Here is a 21,340-nt window from a genome sequence, read left to right on the forward strand (position 1 = left end):
TTGAGCTGGGAGTACCGCCGACCAATAAGAAGGCATTCTATGGAGTAGCAAAGCCTCTGATTACAGGAGAAGATAGCGATTTTGTATACGTTCAACCGCTTATCAAAGCCTGCGTAAAATACCGTAGCTGGACTTAAAAAGGTATTTTGTGTTCCCTTGTAATTAGTTGATTTCATATTTCCGCATTCGAATGCTCTCAAATCAGATAACATACTCAAAAACCCGTTTCGGCACAAGTCCTAGCGGGTTTTTGTCTATAATCAAAGTCATTCTCTAGCCGAGATAGACTTTAGTAAAAAGAGGTTGGCGACTGGAAAGAAAAGAAAAATGAGATAAACGACAACTATATAAACATTAAAATATACGAATCTCCAATGTTATTTGTACGTGTCAGAAATAGAATACTATTCATTTACTGTTAAGGAATAAGGTTTTTCCTTATATTTACAATTTGGAGGAGGTGATTGAAATGGCGATTATCAAACCCTTTATCACTTCAGTGAGATTTGTTTCCACGATTGGAGCAGGGACAGGCACTGGCGCAACATTTGCTATTGCTGCAACTGCATTTAACAATGATGCGGGAGTTGCAGCAACTGCGTTTCCCAGTACGTATGCTTATTACAATCTCTACGTGAACGGTATTCTTCAACAGGGAAACACTTCGTCAGTTACCACAACTACGATTACGATTCCTGATGGAGATGCAGAAAACGGTGGTACCCCCGTAACTGTAGAATTTGTAGTCAACTGAAGAAAGAGCAAAAAGACAAACCCTGAGCTGTCCAAGTACGCTTGGGGCTTGTCTGCTGTCCTTGGGTGTAAAACACAAGCTCTCTATGACATCCTACAAGAAAGGGGATCGAGATGAGATATTATTTAACGAAGCAAAATACAGAGAGGTATGGAAATTCATCTTATCTAATCATTCCACCATTGGGTTGTCCAGATATCTTTCCAGGACAGTCATGTCCTACCTGCCCCCCATGTCCCTGTACTCCTGGTTTACTGGAAACCGAGATATTTCAATACACAGCGATTTCTGACGGAATAAAAAACACATATACGAATACAGATGCAGTAGTTCAATTTAGTACCTCTGGAATACTCGATCCAAACACCGCATCTATTATTAATCTTTTTATAAATGGAATTCTTCAGCCTCCAAATTTGTACGCTGTGCAACCTGGCGTATTGATTTTAAGTGACGTTCCAATTCAGGGGGTTCCCCTCATCTTGCAGTTCATCAAAATTACGACATCGTAAAAAGATTTTGTACATTCAAATCCATAAAAGACGAAGGATACAATTATACACAAAGAACCTCCTATATATTACGCCTCCACAAAAGTGGGGGCACCTTCGTTTACAGATGCATATAGTAGCAGAAGGTGTAGGAATTTACATTGGTAAGGAAGTTGATACAGAGTTCGTATTCTGGGATGCAAAGGAGTTGCGACGGAGGACATATGTGAGCTGGAACTTTATTCAGGAGCAATTTTTCTTTGATAAACGCTTTCCTAAACACAAGGTAGGAATAAGTGGTACTTCCCCGCCAGAGAGACGAGAGCATTTTTAGAACAGTGCTTAAAAGAACTGCCTAGGTAATGAACTACTGACAACATTGACAACCAATTTGACAACGTAGCTAAGTAAAACAGGTAAACTCACGGTAAATTGATTCATTACAAACCGCGCTGTAATGCATTTTATGCAGCCAGATGAACCTATAATATTTCGTCAGATCAAATTGACAGGGTGTGGGGCGCCGGTTCGAATGAAGTCACAGATCGAGGCAACACAACAAAAGAAGAAATCGGCGCTATCAACTGGTAGGAGGTCAAGCGAATGGACGTAAAGTGCTTTGACCTTCTATTTGTTCGCGGCGGTGGGAATCAGGCAAGCGGTAGCCGAACTGGACAAGGTATCACCAGCTGATTTTGTGAAGTTTAGCCAATTAAAAGAGTGGTCTGAGAGGAGGCACCCAAATTGATAGAATAGTAGAGGTGAAGGTTGACCGAATTGTTATGGATAAGCGCCTAATACAATTACTGTAAGTAGGGTTCGTCTTTTCAGATTGAGAGGATGTTTTTTCATGGGAGCTACAGTTGGGACTCCATAGGAGTTCCTTGTTTATTTTCTGTTGATTGTATTTTGATATGATGAACAAGTCTATTGTAAAATTCTAACGGAAGGAGAACCTTTCATCTGTTGATAGCACGCCGTGTGCGATGAAAGTCGCCCGCACGTTGAAGGCTCGTTAAAAAGGCTTAAGGTATAAGACGAGAATAGTCAACCATGTGCAAATGTTACCATTCATCCTGCGTTTGTAAACGGATCTATTATTTCTGTCCCAGAGCGAACGAGTACTTCAATATCATTAAGTTTGCTGGCAGTCGACGGTTACGGAGGGAAAGTAAACCTTGCTAATTTAACCAGTAGTGGTCCAACGAAAGTTACTCTTACGATTGCAAGGGAGAATTATCAATTGAGAGATTCTTCAGCGGCACTTCGATAGTTTCTTACTACATTACCGATAGCCAAGGCGGTAAAAGTAAGGACGGTTATACCGTCATCGATGGATAGGATACTAAAAATTAAAAATGAAATTCGTACCTCACTTACATAGGTGGGGGTATTTTTCACCAAGTCTGACAGCCTCGTACCGAGCGGGGTAAGCTGATCCGGTCATGGGGGAGGAATAATTTAACATAAGGAGAACTATTATACATCCATGTAAGAGAGGGGAACAATTATTTGATTCATGCTGATACTTGGAATAATAGAATTAGAAGCATATCAGAGGCAGCCGCAAAAAAGATTCCGTATGTTGGAGCTATTGTTTCATTTGCTATTGGACAGTTATGGCCAACTGATAAAGCGGATATTTTTAGTCTAATTAAGGATCAGGTAAAGGGATTAGTCGATCAAGCGATATTAGACAAAGAGATGGAGGAACGGAAGCACGAGATTGAAGGTTTAAATGATACGATGAATCAATATGTGGATGCTGGAAATCATGAAAAGGGCGGCTTCATGACCTCCATGCTTACACAGTTAAATATTATGCATCATAAACTCACGGAATCAACTAACTCCATTCATTTAATCCCCCTTACCATCACGATCGCCAATATACACCTAACACTTCTTAGAGAACGACTCAGTCACGGCAAAGAAATATATACCGAGGACAATACGACGGTATGGCAAAAAGATTTGACTAAGAGATATCAAGACTATCATAAATTTTTCCTTGAGATTTACCCGAAATGGAAGACATGGAGAGAAAGTAAAATCGAGATAAAGTGGTATACAGACAAGAACCCTACTACAGTCCCTCCATTTTTTTATTGGGCAGCTCATGGGTATGCCAACGATACATTTGTAGAAAGAAAGATTCATTACCGCGTAGATTTTAATAGTATCGAAACTACTTTTCAAGGGGTTTGCGAGGCGATCAAAGAAAGCTGGATGAATGATGCAATTGCGAAAATTGCAGCAAGTATCGCAACAACTTTTACACTCCATCATTACTTACCTGGGCGTGAGGATGAACCAGCCATTGTAGATCCAAATCTTGAAACCATTTGGATGGGGCCATATAGTTTATCCATCTTTGGAAATGACAGTAAGGTTTCGTATGCAGTCAATGTAACAGACCAACCAGGTGAACTTAAGCAAGTATACATACGTGAGTACAACTCCATTGACGGTATGCAGCTCATTTATACCGATCATTCAGGCAATTTTATTGGTAATCCAAAGGGTGGAGAGCCTCATTACTTACATGCAACACAGGATAAGTATGTTGCGGGCATGAAGATGAGATTTTCTTCAGGAATTATTTGTAGCGTGGAAGTTATATTTTCAGATGGCTCGTCATCTGGCATGCTTGGAAATCGTAAAAATTGGAGTGGAACCGACGTAGATGCAGTTGTAGAGTCTAATTACAAGCTTGTCTGTGGAGCTTATAAGACGGGGTCTGGACCATCTGGAACGACAGGTATTTCTGTCTTAAAGTTAGGATTTAAGTATAGTAATTAATGGCTTAATGACTGAAGCTACAAGAAACCCTATATCAAACACAAAACAGGACTACGCAAACCGTAAAGTCCTGTTTTTGTGCCATTAACGGAACGGATTCTAGAAGATAACGGCGCCGAAAGTGGTGAAACCCCTTGGTAAATTAGGGGATATTGTTGTTTTGTAATACAAAGACATTTGCATTGCTGGTGCGAAGTAGGCGTGAATGAGTTTTAGTTGCTCATACAGTCATGATTTAAATAACAATATCATATTCCATCATTTTAGCAGTTTCCCGAGCAACATCAGAACCCAATAATCGCTTCACAACATGAAATGACATATTGATCCCAGCTGAGATTCCACCTGACGTTATTACATTGCCTTCATCTACAAATTTAACTTCCCGTTGTACAAGGACTTGTGGAAATTCTTTTTCTAATCGGTCAAGACTTGCCCAGTGAGTCGTTGCCATTTTATCTTTAAGTAAACCAGCCTTTGCTAATAACAAAGCACCCGTACATACTGATGTCATTAGTTGCACCGATTCCATTTGATTGGTAATCCACTTGATTACATGCTCATTATGTATTTCTCGTTCCTTAGCACCTATACCACCAGGGATAATTAATAGATCAAATGGAGGTGCCGTATCAAAACTGTAATCTGGCTGCACCTTTAACCCATTACAAGCAATGACTATGTTCCCTTTTTCTGATACGGTTTCCACTAAAAATGGCTGATGACCGTTTTCTAATTCTGTGACAGAAAAAACTTCGAACGGACCTGCAAAATCCAAAACCTCTACATCGTCAAATAAAAAAATTCCTACTCTCCACTGTTTGTTATTCATATGGGATGGATCCCTCTTTTCTATTCGTATCTATGTTTATTGTACAGCGGAATTTACAACTTTTGTTATGCGAATTTTTCCGTGTCGATATGCGGTGAGTAAAAAAAAAATACGTTTCAGGGAGCCAACCAAAGGCTCCTTTTTCGTATTCCGTTGGATGCAGGCAAAAGGCTCATTTTTGCAAAATTGACGAAAATGTCACTCCCTCTTTTAGACAACTTTCTTTGCAGAACTCATATGTTATGGCAGGAGGTGGTCCAGTTGGCTTACAGGTGTCTTTGTCGGGGAAGTAGATGCACGATTTTTTGCAGATGTGGATGTCGTCGAAAAAGCAAGTTAGCGATCGTAAGAGTAAAAAACGTGTAATCACAGGAGGCCGGTATGCTCTTTCTGAACATGGTCTTTCTCATTTTTTTAACGGTAAGCAGCATGCTTTATACCTTTAAAAATCGGTCCGAGCTGGCTTGTATGGATGGCATGATATTCGCAATGGTACTTGGTGCCATGTCTAGTCTCACTCTCGGACTGAATATACAAGTGTATCTTGTAAACGACTTGGGACTTGCCACCATCCTTGCTATTTTAATTGGGATAGTCGTTGGGTTTATTACAGGAAAAAGTGTTTCTCTCACCGCATCGATTGAAGGAGTAATGGCTGGAATCATGGGAGGAATGATGTCACCCATGCTTGGGGCTATGCTAGTTCATCCTATGACCCTCATTTGGTTTCTGGACTTTGCTTATGTTCTTGTATTGGTTCTGCTTGTTTATTTGGCCAAAGAAGCGAAGCAGGCATTTCTGGAAGAGCAGCAAGAAGCGGAGCGAGACCAGAGTGCTTCACGCTGAAGACTTTGATTCATTTATTTGTATTTGTCCAGTTTTCACGCATGCAAAAGGGAGAGAATTAACTCTCCCTCTGGGTCATATCGTTCTATTTTTTAAAAATGCTTGCTCCTTGCAAGACGCGATACGTTTTGAAGATTTCTTTGGCGATTTGTACATTACCTATGACTGCGCCCAAGTCTATGTCTGATAGATTAGGCATCATTTGAAGCAATGAGGGTCTCGGTCTCCTCGACCTAGTTTTTTTCTGCGTTTTCATCCATTCCTGATGATGCCGTTCTAATGCTTCTGGGTCTCTTTTCAGCTGTCTTCTGGTGACGTTGTTCTGCTTGAGCCATTGCATGAATTCTGGAGTGAGCTGGTCCTGACTGAAAGCTGGCTGCTGTTTTCTCAAAGACGTTCCTCCTTTCCCTTCATGATCCGAACAGAAGGAACTAATTTCTCTTTAGCACAGGCACTAATCGTATGATATGTCAATCGACCTGCATTTGCTTGTACGGTTGCCTAGGCGATGAAATCCAGGATGTTGGGAGAGTTTTAGGGAGGAACGTTAGCTGAATCAAAGTGAGTCCTAAGTGATCAAGGATTTACACTGCGATTTGGATGGCTTTTGTGAAGCTTTTCCATATATACTGCTGGTCTGGTAGGTTGAAACCCATACTGGGCGTACAGGCCGTGGGCATCCCGGGTTGCCAGCAAAAAGCGGTTGAGATGCTTCAACTCTGGATGTTCGACAATCACGCTCACTAGCCATTTTGCCAAACCTCGTCCCTGATGGGATGGCAGGATAAAAACGTCATCCAAATAGGCAAATGTAGCGCGGTCCTAGATCACGCGAGCAAAGCCGACTTGCTGAAAAGTCATTTGGTCAATCTCTTCCTGATAGACACCAAAGCAAAAAGCAGTGTTCTCGACAGAGGTTTCGAAAATCTCGCGGGAAATTCCTTTGCTCCAATAGGACTCCTTATGCAAATAAGTAAAGATCATCTCTTTATCCAGCAGTTGCTTATCGGTTGATATCATAAAGCGTTCCTGTTTCCAGACTGTTTGCATCATTATCAATCCCTTTCGCTGGCTTTTCTTTATTCGGTGAGGTTTTTCAATATTTTACTAAATAGAACGTGTTTAGGGGAGAGCGTGTTTAAATTTCACAAATCGGTTATTTTGAAAGAAAAGAGATACTGAGGAGGAAATATCTCGTACCCATTCAAACAAGTGAATCATTAGATCCATCAGTCGTTCAGGAGTATATAAAGCTTGTTGAAAAAGGTACCATTCAGACAGCATTATGTATTTCTTTCCTAGATATGAAATATCCACTCAATGATCTAAGCTTTGAGCTTTGGTTACATACTCATTACAACAATGCTGTCCTTTCTATCCATTGATGAGTCGTTTGCAAAGAACAGATTGAAAAAATTATCCAATTGTTCAACAGTTCCACATAAAATTCCGTTTTCGACAGGACTTTACTTAAGACCTTTCGAATACTATTGATTATTCCTTTTGTAAAAATATCGAATCACAGAAAAAAGTTGCAAAAAAGGAGCTCCTAAAATGGCTGTCATCATCATAAATGGCGATTTACTCACGGCATCAGAAGATATTATCGGGCATCAAGTGAATTGCAAAGGGGTTATGGGAAGCGGAGTTGCAAAGTTAATCAAGGAAAAATATCCCGAAGCGTTTACTGTTTACAAAGAAAAATGCAACGAAATAGTAGATAAACAAGAATTGCTGGGCATCTGTCAGTTGGTTGAATGTGCAGAAGGAAAAACGGTTGCGAACCTATTCGGGCAGCTTAAATATGGTCGTGGGAAAGAGCAATATACGGACTATGCAGCACTAGAAAAAGCACTAAATGAACTAAAAAACAGGGCAAGGAAAGCAAATTCAAGTATTGCATTACCTTTTAATATTGGCTGCGGCTTAGCGAATGGCTCTTGGGATGTCGTAAGCAAAATGATTGAAGAGATTTATAGTGACTATGATGTGACGCTGTATAAGCTTTAATCACTCAGCGATGTAACCGAGATTGTGAGGAGAAGGCAATCAAACTATTATTCGTTTGCAGCAGAAATAAATGGCGCAGTTTAACAGCGGAGAAAGTTTTCCATGGATTTCAAAACTATGATGTCAGATCTGCAGGTACAGAGGAGAATGCCCGAATAAAAGTCACCAGTGGTCATATTGGTTGGGCGGATCTGATCTTTGTCATGGAGAAAAAGCACGTTAGAATACTAAAATCTAGGGTGTCTGAGCACATTGATGTTCCAGACTAAAAGAATGTACTTTCTTAATTAGGAGAGTAGAGTATGAATCAATCAGAGGGTCATCTTCAATCCATTGTAAATATCTATCTATCGCGAATTGCAAATCTCAATGTTAAACACGAAAGTTATTTAATCCGTACACTGAGAGAGATCAAAAGTGAAAAACAATCATGGAATCATCATCCAGGTATTTACTACTTTGTACAAAATGACGTGATCAAGTATGTGGGCAAAGCTAATCTTGATACGGGACTCAGAAGGCGAATCTATAATCAGATTGAAGCATTTGGAGAGGTCGATAGATGGGACACAGTCATTAAAGATGATTCTGTCACGTGTGGAATGATCGTTTTCCCGTCTGACGATTGGCAATGGATTGCAACGTTGGAATTGTTATTAATTGAAAAATTGAGACCAGAATACAACAAGAGACTACCATAAAAAAGAGACGCTATCCTGCGTCTCTTTCTCCCTCTTCCTCCACCTTAAACCCAATCCGCTTGGGAGGATTGGCTGGATCAGCCTTTTTCACAGCCATTAACAGAAAGCTGATCTGACTTACATGCTGAATTAACTCCATAGACGCCCCACCCTCTGCAGTTCCGAAGAACCGAATGAGGCTAGGATCGAAATACCCAATACCCTCCACACGCAAAGTAACGTTTTGTCCAAACGAAACGAGACGTATACCGACTTCATGGTGTTCATCCAGACTACTCTCAAACTCCGCAATCATGTGGATCAATCGCTTGTGAAACTCGCTTGCGAGGTTTGGGTCCGCCGGCATTTCGAACACTGGTGGTTCTTTCGTTTCAAGAGTATTCGGGGAAGTAGAAGTAGGTAGGTTGATTTCGTGGAATGCCATAACAATCCCCCCTTTCTCCCAATTATAAGCTATCGGAATCCTTTGAAAAAGAGAAGAGATAGAATGCAGAATCAAATGAATGTGCAAAAAGGAATAGACAAGCCAATCCAAGCCGATTTTCCCATCTAAAAACCTGCAACAAGCTTACCAGAATGTACAGGGAGCAAAGAGATATGCTAAGTCATGCATCGAAACTGGATTACGACATGCTAAGAACCACTTTCATTCATCGTTGCAAACACATAAATCGTTTCGATCAAAACATACATTTGAAATGCCGCAACTCCCAAAAACGCAATCGCTGCATAGCGGCGTTTTTTTCTCCATTCTAAAATTCTGGAAGAGCCCATAACTACAGCCAGACAGAGCATCGTTAGTTCTCTCTGCAAGGTACTATTTGTGAAAAGGTTCGCCACCGCAATAAGTAGAGCAACAATCGAAATGACACGAAACCAAACAGGTCTATTTTTCATAGAGATCACCAACAAATTCCTTTTTGCATTCATTTTAACAAATTTCATGTGGAAAAAACCGTTTCTTTTGGATATGAGGTAAAATATGGATACAAGGAGTGGTGGAACAAATATGGAGGGACATTGTGGATAGTATAAACCGACTTGAAAATTATCTGCGTACAAACTTTCCTGAGCTAAACCTGGAGCCACCATTATTTTATCATTCTGCTGTAGGGATCAGGTTTGAAATTGGTGTGCCTTATAGGGGAATAGAACATCCATCCTACTTTCAAACGGTAAAAATGAGATCGATCATGTTATTTGAGCAAATTTTCAAAGCGGTGGACGAAATTTGTATCGTTGTACATACATATGATTCTCTTCATGGATTCGAAGTTATGAATGAAGGGATCAACGTGTTACCAACGTTTATAAGAAATAAGAATATCGTTGACCATGTGGATTGTGCAGAGCTTGAAAGAGAATACGATGAGGACGGGAAGCTTCAGGGGATAAGCTATCAAAGCTGTCTGTGGTGTAGACGAGATGAGATTGATTACAAGCGAATCTTAATTGCAATCGGATATCAGGATTTCCCTAGTTTTAAACAGCCATATATCAGTGACAGAGTGTACTTCATCAATCCGAGATCACATGTAATTTACCACCTCTATGATGACAGGGGACTCGATATCGTATCGAATCATCCGTTCTCGATTAGAAGCCTGTATCAAAAGTATAATAACTGGATTCTGGACTATGACAGAGAAAGGATCGAGAATATATTTAAAGGTTTTTAGTGGAAATGAAATGGGGCAAAACACTGATGGCGATTTGTGTTGAATTTGAACGTGTTTCTAGTAAAGGCTCATTGGCTTATTATCGATATGGAAGCTGTGGCCACGGGGATGGATTGTTTGAGCTGGATTACAAGGAAACGGGCGAATTCCTGGAAGTAGGAGGATATTACGCCTGATTCTGAATTCATGAAGGGCGTGAGTGAATGAATGCATTGGAGAAAGCGATTGTGATCGCTACAGAGGCGCACGCAGGTCAGGTCGATAAAGGGGGAAGTCCATATATCCTTCATCCACTTCGGATTATGCTGCGCATGAGGACCGAGGATACGATGATCGCTGCCGTTCTGCACGATGTTTTAGAAGACACGGACGTTACGGTTGAAGACCTGAAGAAGGCCGGGATTTCAGAAGCAGTCATAGAAGGCGTAGTTGCCTTGACCAAGCAAGCGGGTGAGACTTATACAGACTTTATTAGACGAGCAAAATGCAATTCAATCGCCAAAACGGTAAAGCTGGCTGACTTGGAGGATAATTGCGATTTGACACGTCTCTCCAATCCGACCGAAGAGGATTTTCAAAGAGTAGAGCGTTACAAGCGGGCAAGAAGCGAACTGCTTTCAAATTTTTCTGCTTCAACCTAACTTAAGTTAGGTCACTTTCCCACCATTCCCACCGGTTCCTCCAGTACCAGGAACATAAGAAATCATTTTGGACCTTACTCATATGAGTGGAGTCTTTTTTTTTGTAATGGCGTTGTGAATATAGGATGCAGCTTAGTTTGAAAGATCAACCATCTGAAAGAGCCCACCATTTTGTTCTGGTGTAGCTTGCATGATATCCACTTGCCATTTTTCAGATAAAGCCTTTATTTTCTGACTCCACTCCAACGTTTTTTGTTTCGATTCCTCCAGTTTTTGATACATAGCCGCATCACGCGCATCATCGGGTGTTTGCTCGGCCCATTCACTAAAGTACGCTTGAAACTCGTATTGGAGCTTTAACGCTTCTAAGTGAAGCTGCTGCAATTCTTGAACCTCTGTGGTTTGTGGTTTCATCGAGGAAATATTTTGAATGTACTCCTCGACAAGAGCGAGAAAATGTTCTTGAGAAAACTGCTTGAAGTTGCCATTGGAATACATCGACTGGAGACTTTCATTCATTTTTTTATTATGCTTCGTAAGTTCCGCCATGTAGTTATCAAAATCTGTTTTCGTGGATACTTGAGGAGCCTGTGAGCATCCAATGACCAAGAAAAGAAGGAGAAAGAGGAAGTATTTCAAAATGGACACCACCTTTCTAAAAAAGATATCCATATTATACCATTTTATCAAATATAAAATAGATCCTTGTATATCCCAGGTTTTCACTTCTCTTAGCTTGAGCCCCCACACGCCTCGCCTTTTTATCTCTGGTAAACCACCACACACTTACAAACGTCAATCCCATGACAAGTAAATGACCAACGACTCCGCCTGTGTATGGATACTGGTGATGAATCTGATTATGTATGAAAGTGCAGAGGTCAGATTGAAGAACATAACCAGCGACTGTATGAATCAATGATTGGGAAACACCGATTTATCGGTCAAGCCGTGAACGCCATAATCGAGAAGATAGTGCAGGAAAGCGGCACGTTTTGTTTTCTTGTTTGTATAGCAAAACTCAATTTCGATCGTGCTTTCGACATGCTTGAGCTGAGTTAACTGAATAGAAGCAAAGTCGACATTTTCGTGGTAAGCAGCAATTACATCCTCAAAGGATGGTGCATTGTACTTGTATTTGTAGTTGGCATCCAATATATCTTTGTCTTTGTAATGAATTGCGAGCAAGTAACTGTAGAGTTGTCCCGTCGCGTATTGAAATCCAATGTAAGCTCCCCGATCCAGATTTTCCGAATGAGCAGATATTTTACCCATAATGCTGTCTAGATGAATATGGGCTTGATCATAGGTGAATGTGGAGATGGGATTGGGGGACGAGGAAGCATCAACCATGTCGGCAGGCTGAGGTTGCGGAGTACTCAACGGTAATGCCAGAAACAAGAGTAGAGTCAGTATGGTGTTCAAATGGCCAATCGCCTCGATCTCTCAGTGACATAAAATAGGATTGGGTGAATGGAAACAGTCAAGGTTATATACGCATCCTCGGAGTCAGTGGTGTACAGGGGGAGACTATGAGATCGAGGGAATTTCCGAAAGAGGGGCAAGCAATATTTCTTTCATCCGGCAAAAATCAATTCGATATTTTTTTCACGGACAAGCTGCAAAAACTTGTTTAATTCTACCCGATCACTGGAAATACGTTCTGAGCTTGTGCAAATAACCTTGGTAACCATTCCTGATTGAATATCCTCAATGAGCTGCGATAAGCCCAGTCTTTCATCGGCATCGCCAGACATGAAGAATTCCAAGTACATTTTTGGCTCTTTTTTCCCTAAGAATGGTAAGCACTTTTCGATTTGCTGTTGAATATGACTAAAGTCATTGGATTCCGTTCTGACAAAAACGGCGACCATGTGAATCACCTCAAAAGATGGATACTATCAAACAAATTTAACACAAATCGCTTTCACTTGAAATAGAGCTACGGAAGTTAAATAGAGATGAAATCGCTTAGTGATCGAATAATAACGTGGGACAAGCAGGAAATCCTTTTTCTAAAAACGAACTGAGCGTAAAAGGCTTTGTGGAGGGGTATGAGTTGAATTTTCATTTGATGACAACAACAGATGCACATGAGATCGTAAGCTGGAAGTATCCTGAGGAATACTCCTTCTACAATTTTGATGATAGTGAAGAGACTTTTGCGGAGCTTTTGGACGGTACCTACTATGCCGTTCGTGATCAGGATGAACCGCTTATCGGCTTCTTTTGTTACGGACGCAATGCACAAGTACCAGAAGGTCGAAATCAACATCAGTACACGGGCGACAATATACTCGATATCGGGCTCGGCATGATGCCTGAACTGACCGGCAAGGGGCTGGGCCTGACATTTTTACAGGCTGGAATCGATTTTGCCATCCAGCAGTATCAACCAGCCTATCTGAGATTGAGTGTGGCAGCCTTTAATATCAGGGCAACGAAGGTCTATTCAAAAATGGGATTTGCCCAAACGGGAGCCTTCGTAAATAATGGCACTGCTTTTATCGTCATGAAGATGAAAGTGGAATTGGGATGAAGCAAGTAAACGTGTGATTTTGAGGACTTGCTTCCGGGAAAAGGCGGCATCGCTTTTCTAGCAGAAAAGACTTCGAGATCTGAATGAGGGATAGGTATGGGAAATTATATTGATTTATACGACGGGCTAGAGTCAGAAGGCATTCATATGTCGAATGCAATGACGTCCGTCATCATTTCTGTCCTCGTATTAGCAGGCTCCAGACTGGCTGTAACGGAGAGACAAAAAGAGCTAATCGTCTGGCTGGCCTATCAAGATCAATCGATCAGGGGAATCGGGACTGTAGGCTTTAGCTTCAATGAAATTCCGTGGTCTAAGGAGAGCTTTCCGGCGGAAAAGCAATTTCTCGCGTCAGTCATCAGGGAAGCAGTCTCCGAAGCAGGATGGTTGACCCTCGATTACCAACCGAATAAAGCAAGGGTCGCTACCTTATTAGAAAAATTGGACGACATGTTAAAGCGGTTCGAAATCACGTATGTGGATGAGCAAAATTATGCAGAGTGGAAAGAGATCTTTCAGGAAAGCTTCCCTGAAGGGTTTCAGTTGTGTCCCCGTCATGATGCGCTGATGAGTGAATGGGGATGCGTGGTTTGTCATGATTCGTGAGGCTATTAAACGGTGAAGTAGAACATCAGCGATGATAGATTATGCGAATGCCTGTAATTGTTTGGAAAATATAGAAAAGGGAAGAAGGATAACAAAATGGGTGCGAGGTGCAAAATGCGCTTCTCTTCATGAAATCGAAATGAAGGAGAGGAATCAAGTCATGTTTTCCAAGCTGCTATCCTTTTTCAAAGGCAACGATCAGAAACAAGCCAAACCACAGGACAAAAGGAAGAATGAAACGAAAATAGTAAACCAGCAAAAATCAATCCGAAAAGGAGAGCTTGGTGAGTACAAGGTCAACATACAGCTGGACCAGATGCCAAAAGAGTACAGGCACTTGACCGATTTACTTCTCGCAAACCCCAAGGCAAAATCAGGGTACTCACAAATCGATCATGTTCTTCTAACACCATACGCCGTCTTTATCATTGAAACGAAAAACTATTCGGGTGAGATAAAAGGTGGAAAAGAAGATAAACAGTGGACTGTAAACAAGCGCTTCAAAATGATGAATCCCTTTTATCAAAATTACGGGCATGTAGAATCAGTCCGAAGCATCATTCAGATCGAAAAAGAGCATATTGTTTCTCTCGTTTCATTTACGCGTCGCTGTACATTTAGTGTCGATCCGGAGCTAAGAAAAATGGGATCAAATGATTTGATTGTGTATGATATTGAGCTGACGGAGTTTATTCAGCGAAAAATAAATCGACTGAAAGAGTTGAACAAAGAACAGCGGTTTACACCTGAGCAAGTAGAGTCTATGTATGCAGCATTGGCGCAAGCAAACATTACCGACGCAAAGGCAAGGGTAGCTCATGTTGAAGGGATACAAGGTAACAACAACTCAGCCCCAATCCCAAGCCAAGAAAACAGCGTAGTTGATGAAATGAAATGTGCATCATGTGGCAAGCAGGTATCGGAAAAAATCGCAACCTACTGTTTATCCAATCAAGCCAAATTTAAAGGGAACGTGTATTGCTTCGAGCATCAAAAAGCACTGTAAGCATTTCGCGTTTTTAAACATCCTTCCACGTAACATCAATACTCAAATGCCCAATCACTGTCTCTTTCAACCGCACTGGCTCTTTCGTAGCCAGCTCTGGCTTGCGGAAGCAGACCATGTCTTTATGAAAACCAAACATGCGGCAAACTTCAGGTCGGGCGTCATGAATACCGCATTGGTCGCGATCCAGATCGTAGAACATACAGGTTCCATAAAGGCGAGGTTGTTTTTCCAGACCATCACGAATCTTTTGCGGCATGGACTTCACCTTTTTCTGGATTTTCTTGTATTCCTTCTCTGTTATAGGAACAGGGCCACAGCATAGACCTCTGCAGCCTTGACAAGGAAGTGCTTGCATTTACATACAACCCCTCTAAAAAATCATGTCTCGTTCGATTTTCTTACTGACATTATGAAAGGTTGTAAATGATTTGTAAATAATAAAATATTTAATAATAACACGAAAAGTATTTTTTGTCAATGTATTTGTTTGGGTATAAAAAGGAAGAAATGTATCAACGAAAAAGGGGTTCCTTCCGATATTAATCAAGAAGCAAGTGATGGGGGGAGCGGCAAGAACGAAGCCAATGCACCCAACTACATGGAAGTAGGAGAGGATCGTATGTTAGAAGTGAAAAGGCTCGTTTTCCATTTTTCGGAAGGTGACACGGTTACAGTGAGAACGTCTGAACCAGAAGAAATCATTCAAATGATTGCGAATCAAAACGATGGTTGGCTGCAATATGATGACATTGTGATCAATGTAAAAAATGTCTCCTATATTCGGATTCTGGCTGATCAATAGAGTAAAGGCAAGCAGTAGCCACTCAAAAAAACGGGTGGCTTTTTTACTTTCGTGACCAGGAATTTCATGACAGGATTGTCTCAATGGGAGAGAGAATTGACAGGGTTGTAATGAGGTATTATAGTTAAGTTAACTTAACTATTAATGGTGATAAAATGAATAGAGAAGAGCTTACAGCCTTTGTTCGTGAAATAAACGAGCTTGAGTATGCATGTAATGCCATGCTGACAGAGGAATATCATGCTTTGCAGGATGAAAATATCACCAATAGCCAAATTGTTTTGCTGGGGCATCTTCATCAACAGGGACGTCTTCTCACAGGTGAGCTTTCGAAAATCATGAACATTACGCCAAGCGCCGTCAGCCAAAGCCTCAATAAGCTGGAAAAGGCAAACTACATCAAGCGTTTTATTAATCCGGACAATCGAAGAGAGATTTTTGTTGAACTGGACAGTGCCGGGATCAAGTACATGGAAAATAGTGAGCAAATTGAGCTTTCGATTATTGACCGCTTTTATTCCAAGCTTGATGTGGAGGACCTGAAAAACCTGAAGGGAATCTTTTCAAGGTTCAAGGTTATCATCGAAAAAGAGAAAACGCAGAAGTAGTTTCTCTTTTTTTGATTAATAGTTAAGTTTAATTAAATATTTATATAACTTAATGATTGAATCAAAACGGGAGAGGATTATGTATGAGGCTGTTTGAAATCCTGCTTTTACTCGCAAGTATGTTCCTGTTGTGGCAAGTAATCTGGTCTGTGAAGCGGCCGGGTATCTCTATCCTTCGAGGTGTACCTTTGCTGCTAATCGTGCTCACTGTAGCGCATCTCGTCATAGAAGGCTGGCGCTGGCAAATGGCTCCGGTCTATGTCAGTGTACTGATTGTCTTATGCAGGTACGGAGTATGGAGCAAAGGCACGAGCATCAAGAGTACGGGTAAACTTAAGCCGATTCTGCTTAGCATCGTCACATTGCCGTATACGCTACTAGCAGCTTTGCTCCCAAATGTATTTCCTGTATTCTCACTGGAAGAGCCAACCGGACCCTATCAAGTGGGGACGGTAAGCTACACATGGACAGATGTAAATCGAACAAACGCCGATGGGAAGCCGAGAAGGGTAAAGACGCAAATCTGGTATCCTGCTGTAAGTGAAAAATCGGCGCCAAAAGAAGCATACATCGCGGATATGCCGGAATTTTCTAAGGGTATGCAAAAGGCATATGGACTTCCGTCGTTATTGGTTCGCTACTTGGAGCTGGTGAAAACGAATGCATACAAGGATGCAGCATTTGCTCCTGAGCTGGAGGCTGCTCCGCTCATTTTCTTTTCCCATGGGAATATGCTGGGGGCACGGTTTACGAATTCGTTTCAAACGATCGAGCTGGCAAGCCATGGCTATGTCGTGGTAGCAGTGGAGCATCCGGGAACGGCTTTGCTTACAACGTATGATGATGGCACGTATGAGCCGTTTGTAGACAGCACCTCTCACCTACCCATGGAATATCAGGTTCAAAATGAAGCTACCATCCCGACTATCCGCGAGCAGAGGAAGGATATTGAGTTTGTGCTGGAACAAATGAAGGCGCTGGGAGCCAGCCATGCCGGGAGTCCCTTACTAGGCAGGATGGACTTTGCAAGGCTCGGAGTGATTGGACATTCCCAAGGTGGGGCTACCGCTGTAGATGTTTTGTATAAAAATCCTGCTTTCCAAGCTGCGATAAATATGGACGGGTATCTATACGGGGAGGATCGGCCAAAGCCACTGGATCGTCCAGTCATGATTCTAAGTGGCGGATTTGAACCAGAGGAGCTGGCTTCACCACCTGAAATGGAACAAATGGAGCAACAAAGAAGACAGCAGCTGCTTGGCGAAAAAGGAAGCATCCTGTATTTGGAGCAGGCAGGACATCTTAGCTTCACAGATATCCCTCTTTACTCGCCTCTCATCGAGCTATTGAGTCCAGATGTGAAGGAACAGCACAAAATCATCAACGAGGCTACACTGTGCTTCATGAATCGCCATCTGAAAAAAGACCCATCTGCTTCCTGTGAATATCTCCCGCAGAAGTATTCCGGGGTTCGTAGTCAAACTGTAGGTTTTCAGTAGCAGAGGGGGATGATAATTCCTCGTTTTCAAGCGGGATTTTTTGGACTCTTGACTTTTGATCAGGAAAATATGTCGCAGAATGAAGGATTATGTAACTCAATCGAGAACCTTTTAATTGACAGGATGCAATTTCCAGTCATATCGAGTCGAACAGAGAGGAACGAGGCTGTTGTTTTCACGAAAAAAATCCATCATTGCTGCTGTTTGTTCCCTGGTCTTGTTGGTGCCGCTGTCGTCTGCTCAAGCTGCCACACATGTCGAGATAACTGTTGATCAACTGAATATTCGCAGTGCACCGGATACAACTACCCAAATCGTCGGAACCATCACGAAAGCTACAAGACTGCCAATCGTTAAGCAACAGAACAACGGCTGGACACAGGTGAAGCTCCCTAATGGGAAGACGGGATGGCTCAACAATAAGTATGTCAAAATGATTGATATTCCACGGACGATTTATGTGAAGAGCACCGTAGACATGCTGAATGTTCGGGCAGAACCGAATGCTACCGCGCAAATCTTGCAGATCATCGATCAAAATGGTGTGTTTCTGCAAGTGAAAAAACAAGGGGATTGGGTGCAAATCAAGCTGTCCAATGACAAAAACGGTTGGGTCAATGCCCGGTTCATGGCGGAAACGTCCGCACCAGCGCCAACTCCGCCGCCACCCCCGACTCCTACACCGACACCAGTTCCTACGCCAGTACCGACACCTGTACCCGAGCCGCCACCATATGTACCGCCAGTGGATACAGGAAATGGACAAGCGGGAAATACGCTTGTGCTGCAAGAGTGGCATGAGGTATACGCCGAGCCGAACATTTTGGGGCAGGTTATCGGCCAGTACAATAGTGGTACAGCGGTCACACACTACGGCTATGCGGATGGCTGGTACACGATCAATTTCAATGGCACCTATGCGTACATATTCAAGCCGATTGGTCAGGATAATCCAGCTCCAGGGCAAGTAGGGGAGTTTCCAGGCAGCTATGATCCCCCAACTGGACAAGCACAAGAACTCGTTCGTGTAAAAAATGCCGATACGAACCTGCGCAACGGTCCAGGAACCACATACGCTGTTGTAGGTACCGTGCAACCAGGACAAACGTTTCCGATTGTACAAACAGAAGGGGACTGGTACTTGATTCAACTGGCTGACAATTCTACGGCCTATATCGCAGGCTGGATCGTTGACCGAGTGAATCCGAGTACCGGGCAGCCGGTTACGGGAGGAACGCCGACTTCTGGCGTAGGCTACAACCAAGGAATGGTTGGGAATGAGACCGTGTACATTTACCACACCCATAACCGCGAGTCGTGGCGAAACGTTGCAAAAAACCAGCAGGGCAGCTCGGTAGACGACCCGCAGATCAATATTACTTTGGTTGGAAAACGATTAGGTGAGCTGTTGCAGGCTAGAGGCATCCCATCCATGGCGAATCAGGATGATTTTGCCCAGAAGCTGGTTGAACAAAAGAAGAGTTACTCGATGTCCTATACCGAATCGTACAAGGCGGTTGCGGCAGCAGCTTCAACAAGTCCGAACTTGAAGTACATTTTCGATATACATCGCGACAGTGATGAACCGCGTAGCACGGTCGCCATTTCCTTGAATGGCAAAACGTATTCTCGTATGCTGTTTGTGATTGGAACAGCCAATCCAAACCATCTCGAAAATAAAAGGCTGGCAGAAAATCTGCACGCACGGCTAGAGGCCTCCTACCCAGGCTTGTCTCGTGGAATTATTTTAAAAGGAACGAATGAAGGAAATGGCGTGTACAATCAGTCCATTTCCGGTGGGGCCTTGCTACTCGAATTTGGGGGAACGAACAATACGTTGGAAGAATGCTACAATACTGCAGAGGCATTTGCAGATGTGCTAACCAATTATATGTTGGAATCCCAAATTGCCTTTAAGTAAAACGGACGATTCTTTTCGCAATGATTGCGGGAAGAATCGTTTTTTTTTAGGGGTAGAGCGAATGTTCTCCTAACTATAGGTAATTGTACCTATATATACTTGTAGTCAATAACGCGATAATCATCTACTATAATGGTATTCACGTATTTTTTTCTTTACGTACTACCCCTTACGTAACCCCATTCGCCTTTGAGCGAGTGGGGATTTTTTTTGCAAGCGAATTGGACCTTTCATACGATCACCTCGCTATTCGCTGAAAGAAAAACCCGTCTCCATGCTGGCGGAAACGGGTTTGCGCAAAAATATTTAGATCTCTTCGGTAACGACAGCAATGGCAAAGCCGTCGTAGCCTTTACTACCGACAGTTTGTAGGGCGGTAGCACTCACACGCGGCTCGGCAGCGACGTGCTCGGCAAAGCGACGCACGCCCAAGACACTTGGATCCGTGCTGGCTTCATCCACAACTCTGCCGTTACGTACCACATTGTCAGTGATGATCAGGCTGCCTTTACGAGAATGATTGAGAGCCCATTGGAAATATTCCGAATTACTTTGCTTGTCTGCATCCATGAAAAACAAATCGAACGGACCAAGACCTTCGGCGTCTAACTGTGCAAGTGAGTCCAAGGCATCGCCAAGGCGGATTTCTACGAGATGGTCGAGGCCAGCGTGCTCAAGATTTTTTCTTGCTACCTGAGCATGATGGGGATTGGCTTCCAGCGTGATTAATCGGCCATCGGCTGGAAGTGCTCGAGCGAGCCAGATCGTGCTATAGCCGCCAAGCGTACCGATTTCCAAAATGGTGCGAGCACCTTGTATTTGGGCAAACAGATTCAACAGCTTCCCCTGATTAGGAGCGACATCTATGGATGGAAGACCGGCCTCGGCATTTGCCTGCAACGTAGCATCCAAAATCGGGTCGGTGGGTAAAAGTAAATCGGTAAAGTAACGATCGACAGCTGTCCAGGTTTCTTTCGACATATGATCCACTCCTTTACATTTGACAACAATAGTATAACAGTTAATGGAAAAGACAATAACGGAAATGTTTCAAATAAAAAGGCAGGCTGCTAAAAGGTCTGGTCTAAATGATCGCGATAGTAACGGAGCGCGCGACGATAAAGCTGGATATGCTCCGAGGAAGAGGTTTCGATCAAGCTATCGAGCAACAGCTGCACAGAGCCTTCATAATCTTTGGCGTTATATTTGGCGAGAGCAAGAAATACACGCAAGGAATGATCATCGGGATAGAGTGCGATCCCTTTTGTCAGCAGCGATATCGATTTTTCTACTTGTCCGATACAACGATATGTACTCCCCAGTCCGAGGTAGGCTCCACGCAAATCTTCGACGTCAAGTGTATCTAATGCGATCGCTTTTTCGTAGTAAGGAACCGCTTCCGTTTCCAAACCGAGTGAATCATGAACGGATGCGCATTCATAGGCAACTTTCGCATCTGCAGGGAATTCGCTGGCAAGCTGAATTAGTTCCTGTCTTGCGGCCTCAAGCATGGCAGTAAAGCTGCTTTCGTCGGATTGACGGATGGAGCGGGTTGCATCTACTTTGTTTAAGATTTGCTGCAATTGATTCATGGGCATCT

General features: G+C 42.6%; 28 protein-coding genes and 2 pseudogenes. 18 read left to right on the plus strand and 12 right to left on the minus strand.

The features are described from left to right. The first annotated feature begins 469 nt into the window (after window positions 1–469). From ADS79_RS10315 to ADS79_RS10325, 4 genes and pseudogenes are all read left to right on the plus strand, one after another. On the plus strand, window positions 470–754 hold the full coding sequence (locus ADS79_RS10315) for a DUF4183 domain-containing protein (RefSeq protein WP_049738339.1): 285 nt from the start codon (window positions 470–472) through the stop codon (window positions 752–754). A 113-nt stretch (window positions 755–867) separates the two neighbouring features. Further along, window positions 868–1,266: a DUF4183 domain-containing protein gene (locus tag ADS79_RS34260; protein ID WP_084765779.1), complete on the plus strand. Its 399-nt coding sequence runs from the start codon at window positions 868–870 to the stop codon at window positions 1,264–1,266. Between the two features lie 145 nt (window positions 1,267–1,411). After that, window positions 1,412–1,608 (plus strand): annotated as a pseudogene (locus tag ADS79_RS36060) (group-specific protein); the annotation flags it as partial. Between the two features lie 1,149 nt (window positions 1,609–2,757). After that, on the plus strand, window positions 2,758–4,047 hold the full coding sequence (locus tag ADS79_RS10325) for an insecticidal delta-endotoxin Cry8Ea1 family protein (RefSeq protein ID WP_049738340.1): 1,290 nt from the start codon (window positions 2,758–2,760) through the stop codon (window positions 4,045–4,047). A gap of 235 nt (window positions 4,048–4,282) precedes the next feature. Here the strand turns inward: ADS79_RS10325 and ADS79_RS10330 are convergent, their stop codons facing one another. Continuing rightward, entirely contained in the window at window positions 4,283–4,879 is a 597-nt protein-coding gene (locus ADS79_RS10330) for a DJ-1/PfpI family protein (protein WP_049738341.1), read from the minus strand. 381 nt (window positions 4,880–5,260) lie between these two features. Between ADS79_RS10330 and ADS79_RS10335 the strand changes: the two genes are divergently transcribed. Continuing rightward, a complete protein-coding gene (locus ADS79_RS10335; protein ID WP_049738342.1) occupies window positions 5,261–5,725 on the plus strand; it encodes a hypothetical protein in 465 nt (154 codons plus the stop codon). 85 nt (window positions 5,726–5,810) lie between these two features. Here the strand turns inward: ADS79_RS10335 and ADS79_RS10340 are convergent, their stop codons facing one another. From ADS79_RS10340 to ADS79_RS36070, 3 genes are all read right to left on the minus strand, one after another. Continuing rightward, entirely contained in the window at window positions 5,811–6,116 is a 306-nt protein-coding gene (locus ADS79_RS10340; RefSeq protein ID WP_049738343.1) for a hypothetical protein, read from the minus strand. A 185-nt stretch (window positions 6,117–6,301) separates the two neighbouring features. Further along, a complete protein-coding gene (locus tag ADS79_RS36065; RefSeq protein ID WP_255323709.1) occupies window positions 6,302–6,526 on the minus strand; it encodes a GNAT family N-acetyltransferase in 225 nt (74 codons plus the stop codon). Window positions 6,527–6,547: 21 nt separating this feature from the next. Beyond that, entirely contained in the window at window positions 6,548–6,778 is a 231-nt protein-coding gene (locus ADS79_RS36070) for a hypothetical protein (RefSeq protein ID WP_236699945.1), read from the minus strand. 501 nt (window positions 6,779–7,279) lie between these two features. Here ADS79_RS36070 and ADS79_RS10350 point away from each other — a divergent pair. The 3 genes and pseudogenes from ADS79_RS10350 (at window position 7,280) to ADS79_RS10355 (ending at window position 8,436) form a co-directional block, all read left to right on the plus strand. Next, the gene (locus ADS79_RS10350; RefSeq protein WP_049738344.1) at window positions 7,280–7,735 is read left to right on the plus strand and encodes a macro domain-containing protein; all 456 of its coding nucleotides are present in this window, start codon (window positions 7,280–7,282) and stop codon (window positions 7,733–7,735) included. A gap of 38 nt (window positions 7,736–7,773) precedes the next feature. After that, window positions 7,774–7,989 (plus strand): annotated as a pseudogene (locus ADS79_RS36640) (protein tyrosine phosphatase); the annotation flags it as partial. Between the two features lie 48 nt (window positions 7,990–8,037). Beyond that, window positions 8,038–8,436: a hypothetical protein gene (locus ADS79_RS10355; RefSeq protein WP_049738345.1), complete on the plus strand. Its 399-nt coding sequence runs from the start codon at window positions 8,038–8,040 to the stop codon at window positions 8,434–8,436. Window positions 8,437–8,446: 10 nt separating this feature from the next. Here the strand turns inward: ADS79_RS10355 and ADS79_RS10360 are convergent, their stop codons facing one another. Together ADS79_RS10360 and ADS79_RS10365 are read right to left on the minus strand one after the other, a co-directional pair. Then, the gene (locus ADS79_RS10360) at window positions 8,447–8,860 is read right to left on the minus strand and encodes a DUF6173 family protein (protein WP_049738346.1); all 414 of its coding nucleotides are present in this window, start codon (window positions 8,858–8,860) and stop codon (window positions 8,447–8,449) included. A 209-nt stretch (window positions 8,861–9,069) separates the two neighbouring features. Continuing rightward, window positions 9,070–9,333, minus strand: a complete 264-nt coding sequence (locus tag ADS79_RS10365; protein WP_049739045.1) for a hypothetical protein — start codon at window positions 9,331–9,333, stop codon at window positions 9,070–9,072. A gap of 125 nt (window positions 9,334–9,458) precedes the next feature. Here ADS79_RS10365 and ADS79_RS10370 point away from each other — a divergent pair, with 125 nt between their 5' ends. From ADS79_RS10370 to ADS79_RS10375, 3 genes are read left to right on the plus strand one after another with little or no spacing between them, the layout of a single operon-like run. Then, window positions 9,459–10,115: a DUF3885 domain-containing protein gene (locus ADS79_RS10370; protein WP_049738347.1), complete on the plus strand. Its 657-nt coding sequence runs from the start codon at window positions 9,459–9,461 to the stop codon at window positions 10,113–10,115. A 5-nt stretch (window positions 10,116–10,120) separates the two neighbouring features. Then, window positions 10,121–10,291: a hypothetical protein gene (locus ADS79_RS35450; protein ID WP_162490617.1), complete on the plus strand. Its 171-nt coding sequence runs from the start codon at window positions 10,121–10,123 to the stop codon at window positions 10,289–10,291. Between the two features lie 27 nt (window positions 10,292–10,318). Next, entirely contained in the window at window positions 10,319–10,756 is a 438-nt protein-coding gene (locus ADS79_RS10375) for an HD domain-containing protein (RefSeq protein ID WP_049738348.1), read from the plus strand. A 132-nt stretch (window positions 10,757–10,888) separates the two neighbouring features. Here ADS79_RS10375 and ADS79_RS10380 read toward each other — a convergent pair whose 3' ends face one another. From ADS79_RS10380 to ADS79_RS10390, 3 genes are all read right to left on the minus strand, one after another. Further along, the gene (locus ADS79_RS10380; protein ID WP_049738349.1) at window positions 10,889–11,506 is read right to left on the minus strand and encodes a hypothetical protein; all 618 of its coding nucleotides are present in this window, start codon (window positions 11,504–11,506) and stop codon (window positions 10,889–10,891) included. A 165-nt stretch (window positions 11,507–11,671) separates the two neighbouring features. Further along, window positions 11,672–12,181, minus strand: coding sequence for a hypothetical protein (locus tag ADS79_RS10385; protein ID WP_049738350.1), 510 nt, complete (start codon window positions 12,179–12,181; stop codon window positions 11,672–11,674). A 152-nt stretch (window positions 12,182–12,333) separates the two neighbouring features. Further along, the gene (locus ADS79_RS10390) at window positions 12,334–12,630 is read right to left on the minus strand and encodes a recombinase family protein (RefSeq protein WP_049738351.1); all 297 of its coding nucleotides are present in this window, start codon (window positions 12,628–12,630) and stop codon (window positions 12,334–12,336) included. Window positions 12,631–12,815: 185 nt separating this feature from the next. Here ADS79_RS10390 and ADS79_RS10395 point away from each other — a divergent pair, with 185 nt between their 5' ends. From ADS79_RS10395 to ADS79_RS10405, 3 genes are all read left to right on the plus strand, one after another. Next, entirely contained in the window at window positions 12,816–13,295 is a 480-nt protein-coding gene (locus ADS79_RS10395) for a GNAT family N-acetyltransferase (RefSeq protein ID WP_049739046.1), read from the plus strand. 96 nt (window positions 13,296–13,391) lie between these two features. Then, a complete protein-coding gene (locus ADS79_RS10400) occupies window positions 13,392–13,901 on the plus strand; it encodes a hypothetical protein (RefSeq protein WP_049738352.1) in 510 nt (169 codons plus the stop codon). Window positions 13,902–14,061: 160 nt separating this feature from the next. Continuing rightward, window positions 14,062–14,907, plus strand: a complete 846-nt coding sequence (locus ADS79_RS10405) for a nuclease-related domain-containing protein (protein WP_084765782.1) — start codon at window positions 14,062–14,064, stop codon at window positions 14,905–14,907. 13 nt (window positions 14,908–14,920) lie between these two features. On the opposite strand, the gene ADS79_RS10410 is transcribed toward ADS79_RS10405, so the two are convergent. Beyond that, window positions 14,921–15,265 (minus strand): YkgJ family cysteine cluster protein, encoded by a 345-nt coding sequence (locus ADS79_RS10410; RefSeq protein WP_049738353.1) that lies wholly within the window; start codon window positions 15,263–15,265, stop codon window positions 14,921–14,923. 264 nt (window positions 15,266–15,529) lie between these two features. On the opposite strand from ADS79_RS10410, the gene ADS79_RS10415 reads away from it, so the two are divergent. The 4 genes from ADS79_RS10415 (at window position 15,530) to spoIIP (ending at window position 19,740) form a co-directional block, all read left to right on the plus strand. Further along, window positions 15,530–15,712: a hypothetical protein gene (locus ADS79_RS10415; protein WP_049738354.1), complete on the plus strand. Its 183-nt coding sequence runs from the start codon at window positions 15,530–15,532 to the stop codon at window positions 15,710–15,712. 155 nt (window positions 15,713–15,867) lie between these two features. Next, window positions 15,868–16,320 carry a MarR family winged helix-turn-helix transcriptional regulator gene (locus ADS79_RS10420; protein ID WP_049738355.1) on the plus strand — a complete coding sequence of 151 codons (453 nt, stop codon included), beginning with the start codon at window positions 15,868–15,870 and terminating at the stop codon, window positions 16,318–16,320. 83 nt (window positions 16,321–16,403) lie between these two features. Further along, window positions 16,404–17,819: an alpha/beta hydrolase family protein gene (locus tag ADS79_RS10425; protein WP_049738356.1), complete on the plus strand. Its 1,416-nt coding sequence runs from the start codon at window positions 16,404–16,406 to the stop codon at window positions 17,817–17,819. A 169-nt stretch (window positions 17,820–17,988) separates the two neighbouring features. Beyond that, the gene (gene spoIIP / locus ADS79_RS10430; protein ID WP_049738357.1) at window positions 17,989–19,740 is read left to right on the plus strand and encodes a stage II sporulation protein P; all 1,752 of its coding nucleotides are present in this window, start codon (window positions 17,989–17,991) and stop codon (window positions 19,738–19,740) included. A 306-nt stretch (window positions 19,741–20,046) separates the two neighbouring features. Here spoIIP and ADS79_RS10435 read toward each other — a convergent pair whose 3' ends face one another. Continuing rightward, window positions 20,047–20,721, minus strand: a complete 675-nt coding sequence (locus ADS79_RS10435) for an O-methyltransferase (protein ID WP_049738358.1) — start codon at window positions 20,719–20,721, stop codon at window positions 20,047–20,049. Between the two features lie 89 nt (window positions 20,722–20,810). Next, window positions 20,811–21,338: a tetratricopeptide repeat protein gene (locus tag ADS79_RS10440; protein WP_049738359.1), complete on the minus strand. Its 528-nt coding sequence runs from the start codon at window positions 21,336–21,338 to the stop codon at window positions 20,811–20,813. Window positions 21,339–21,340 lie beyond the last annotated feature (2 nt).

Origin of the sequence: Brevibacillus reuszeri, from assembly GCF_001187725.1 — a bacterium.
Taxonomy (GTDB): domain Bacteria; phylum Bacillota; class Bacilli; order Brevibacillales; family Brevibacillaceae; genus Brevibacillus; species Brevibacillus reuszeri.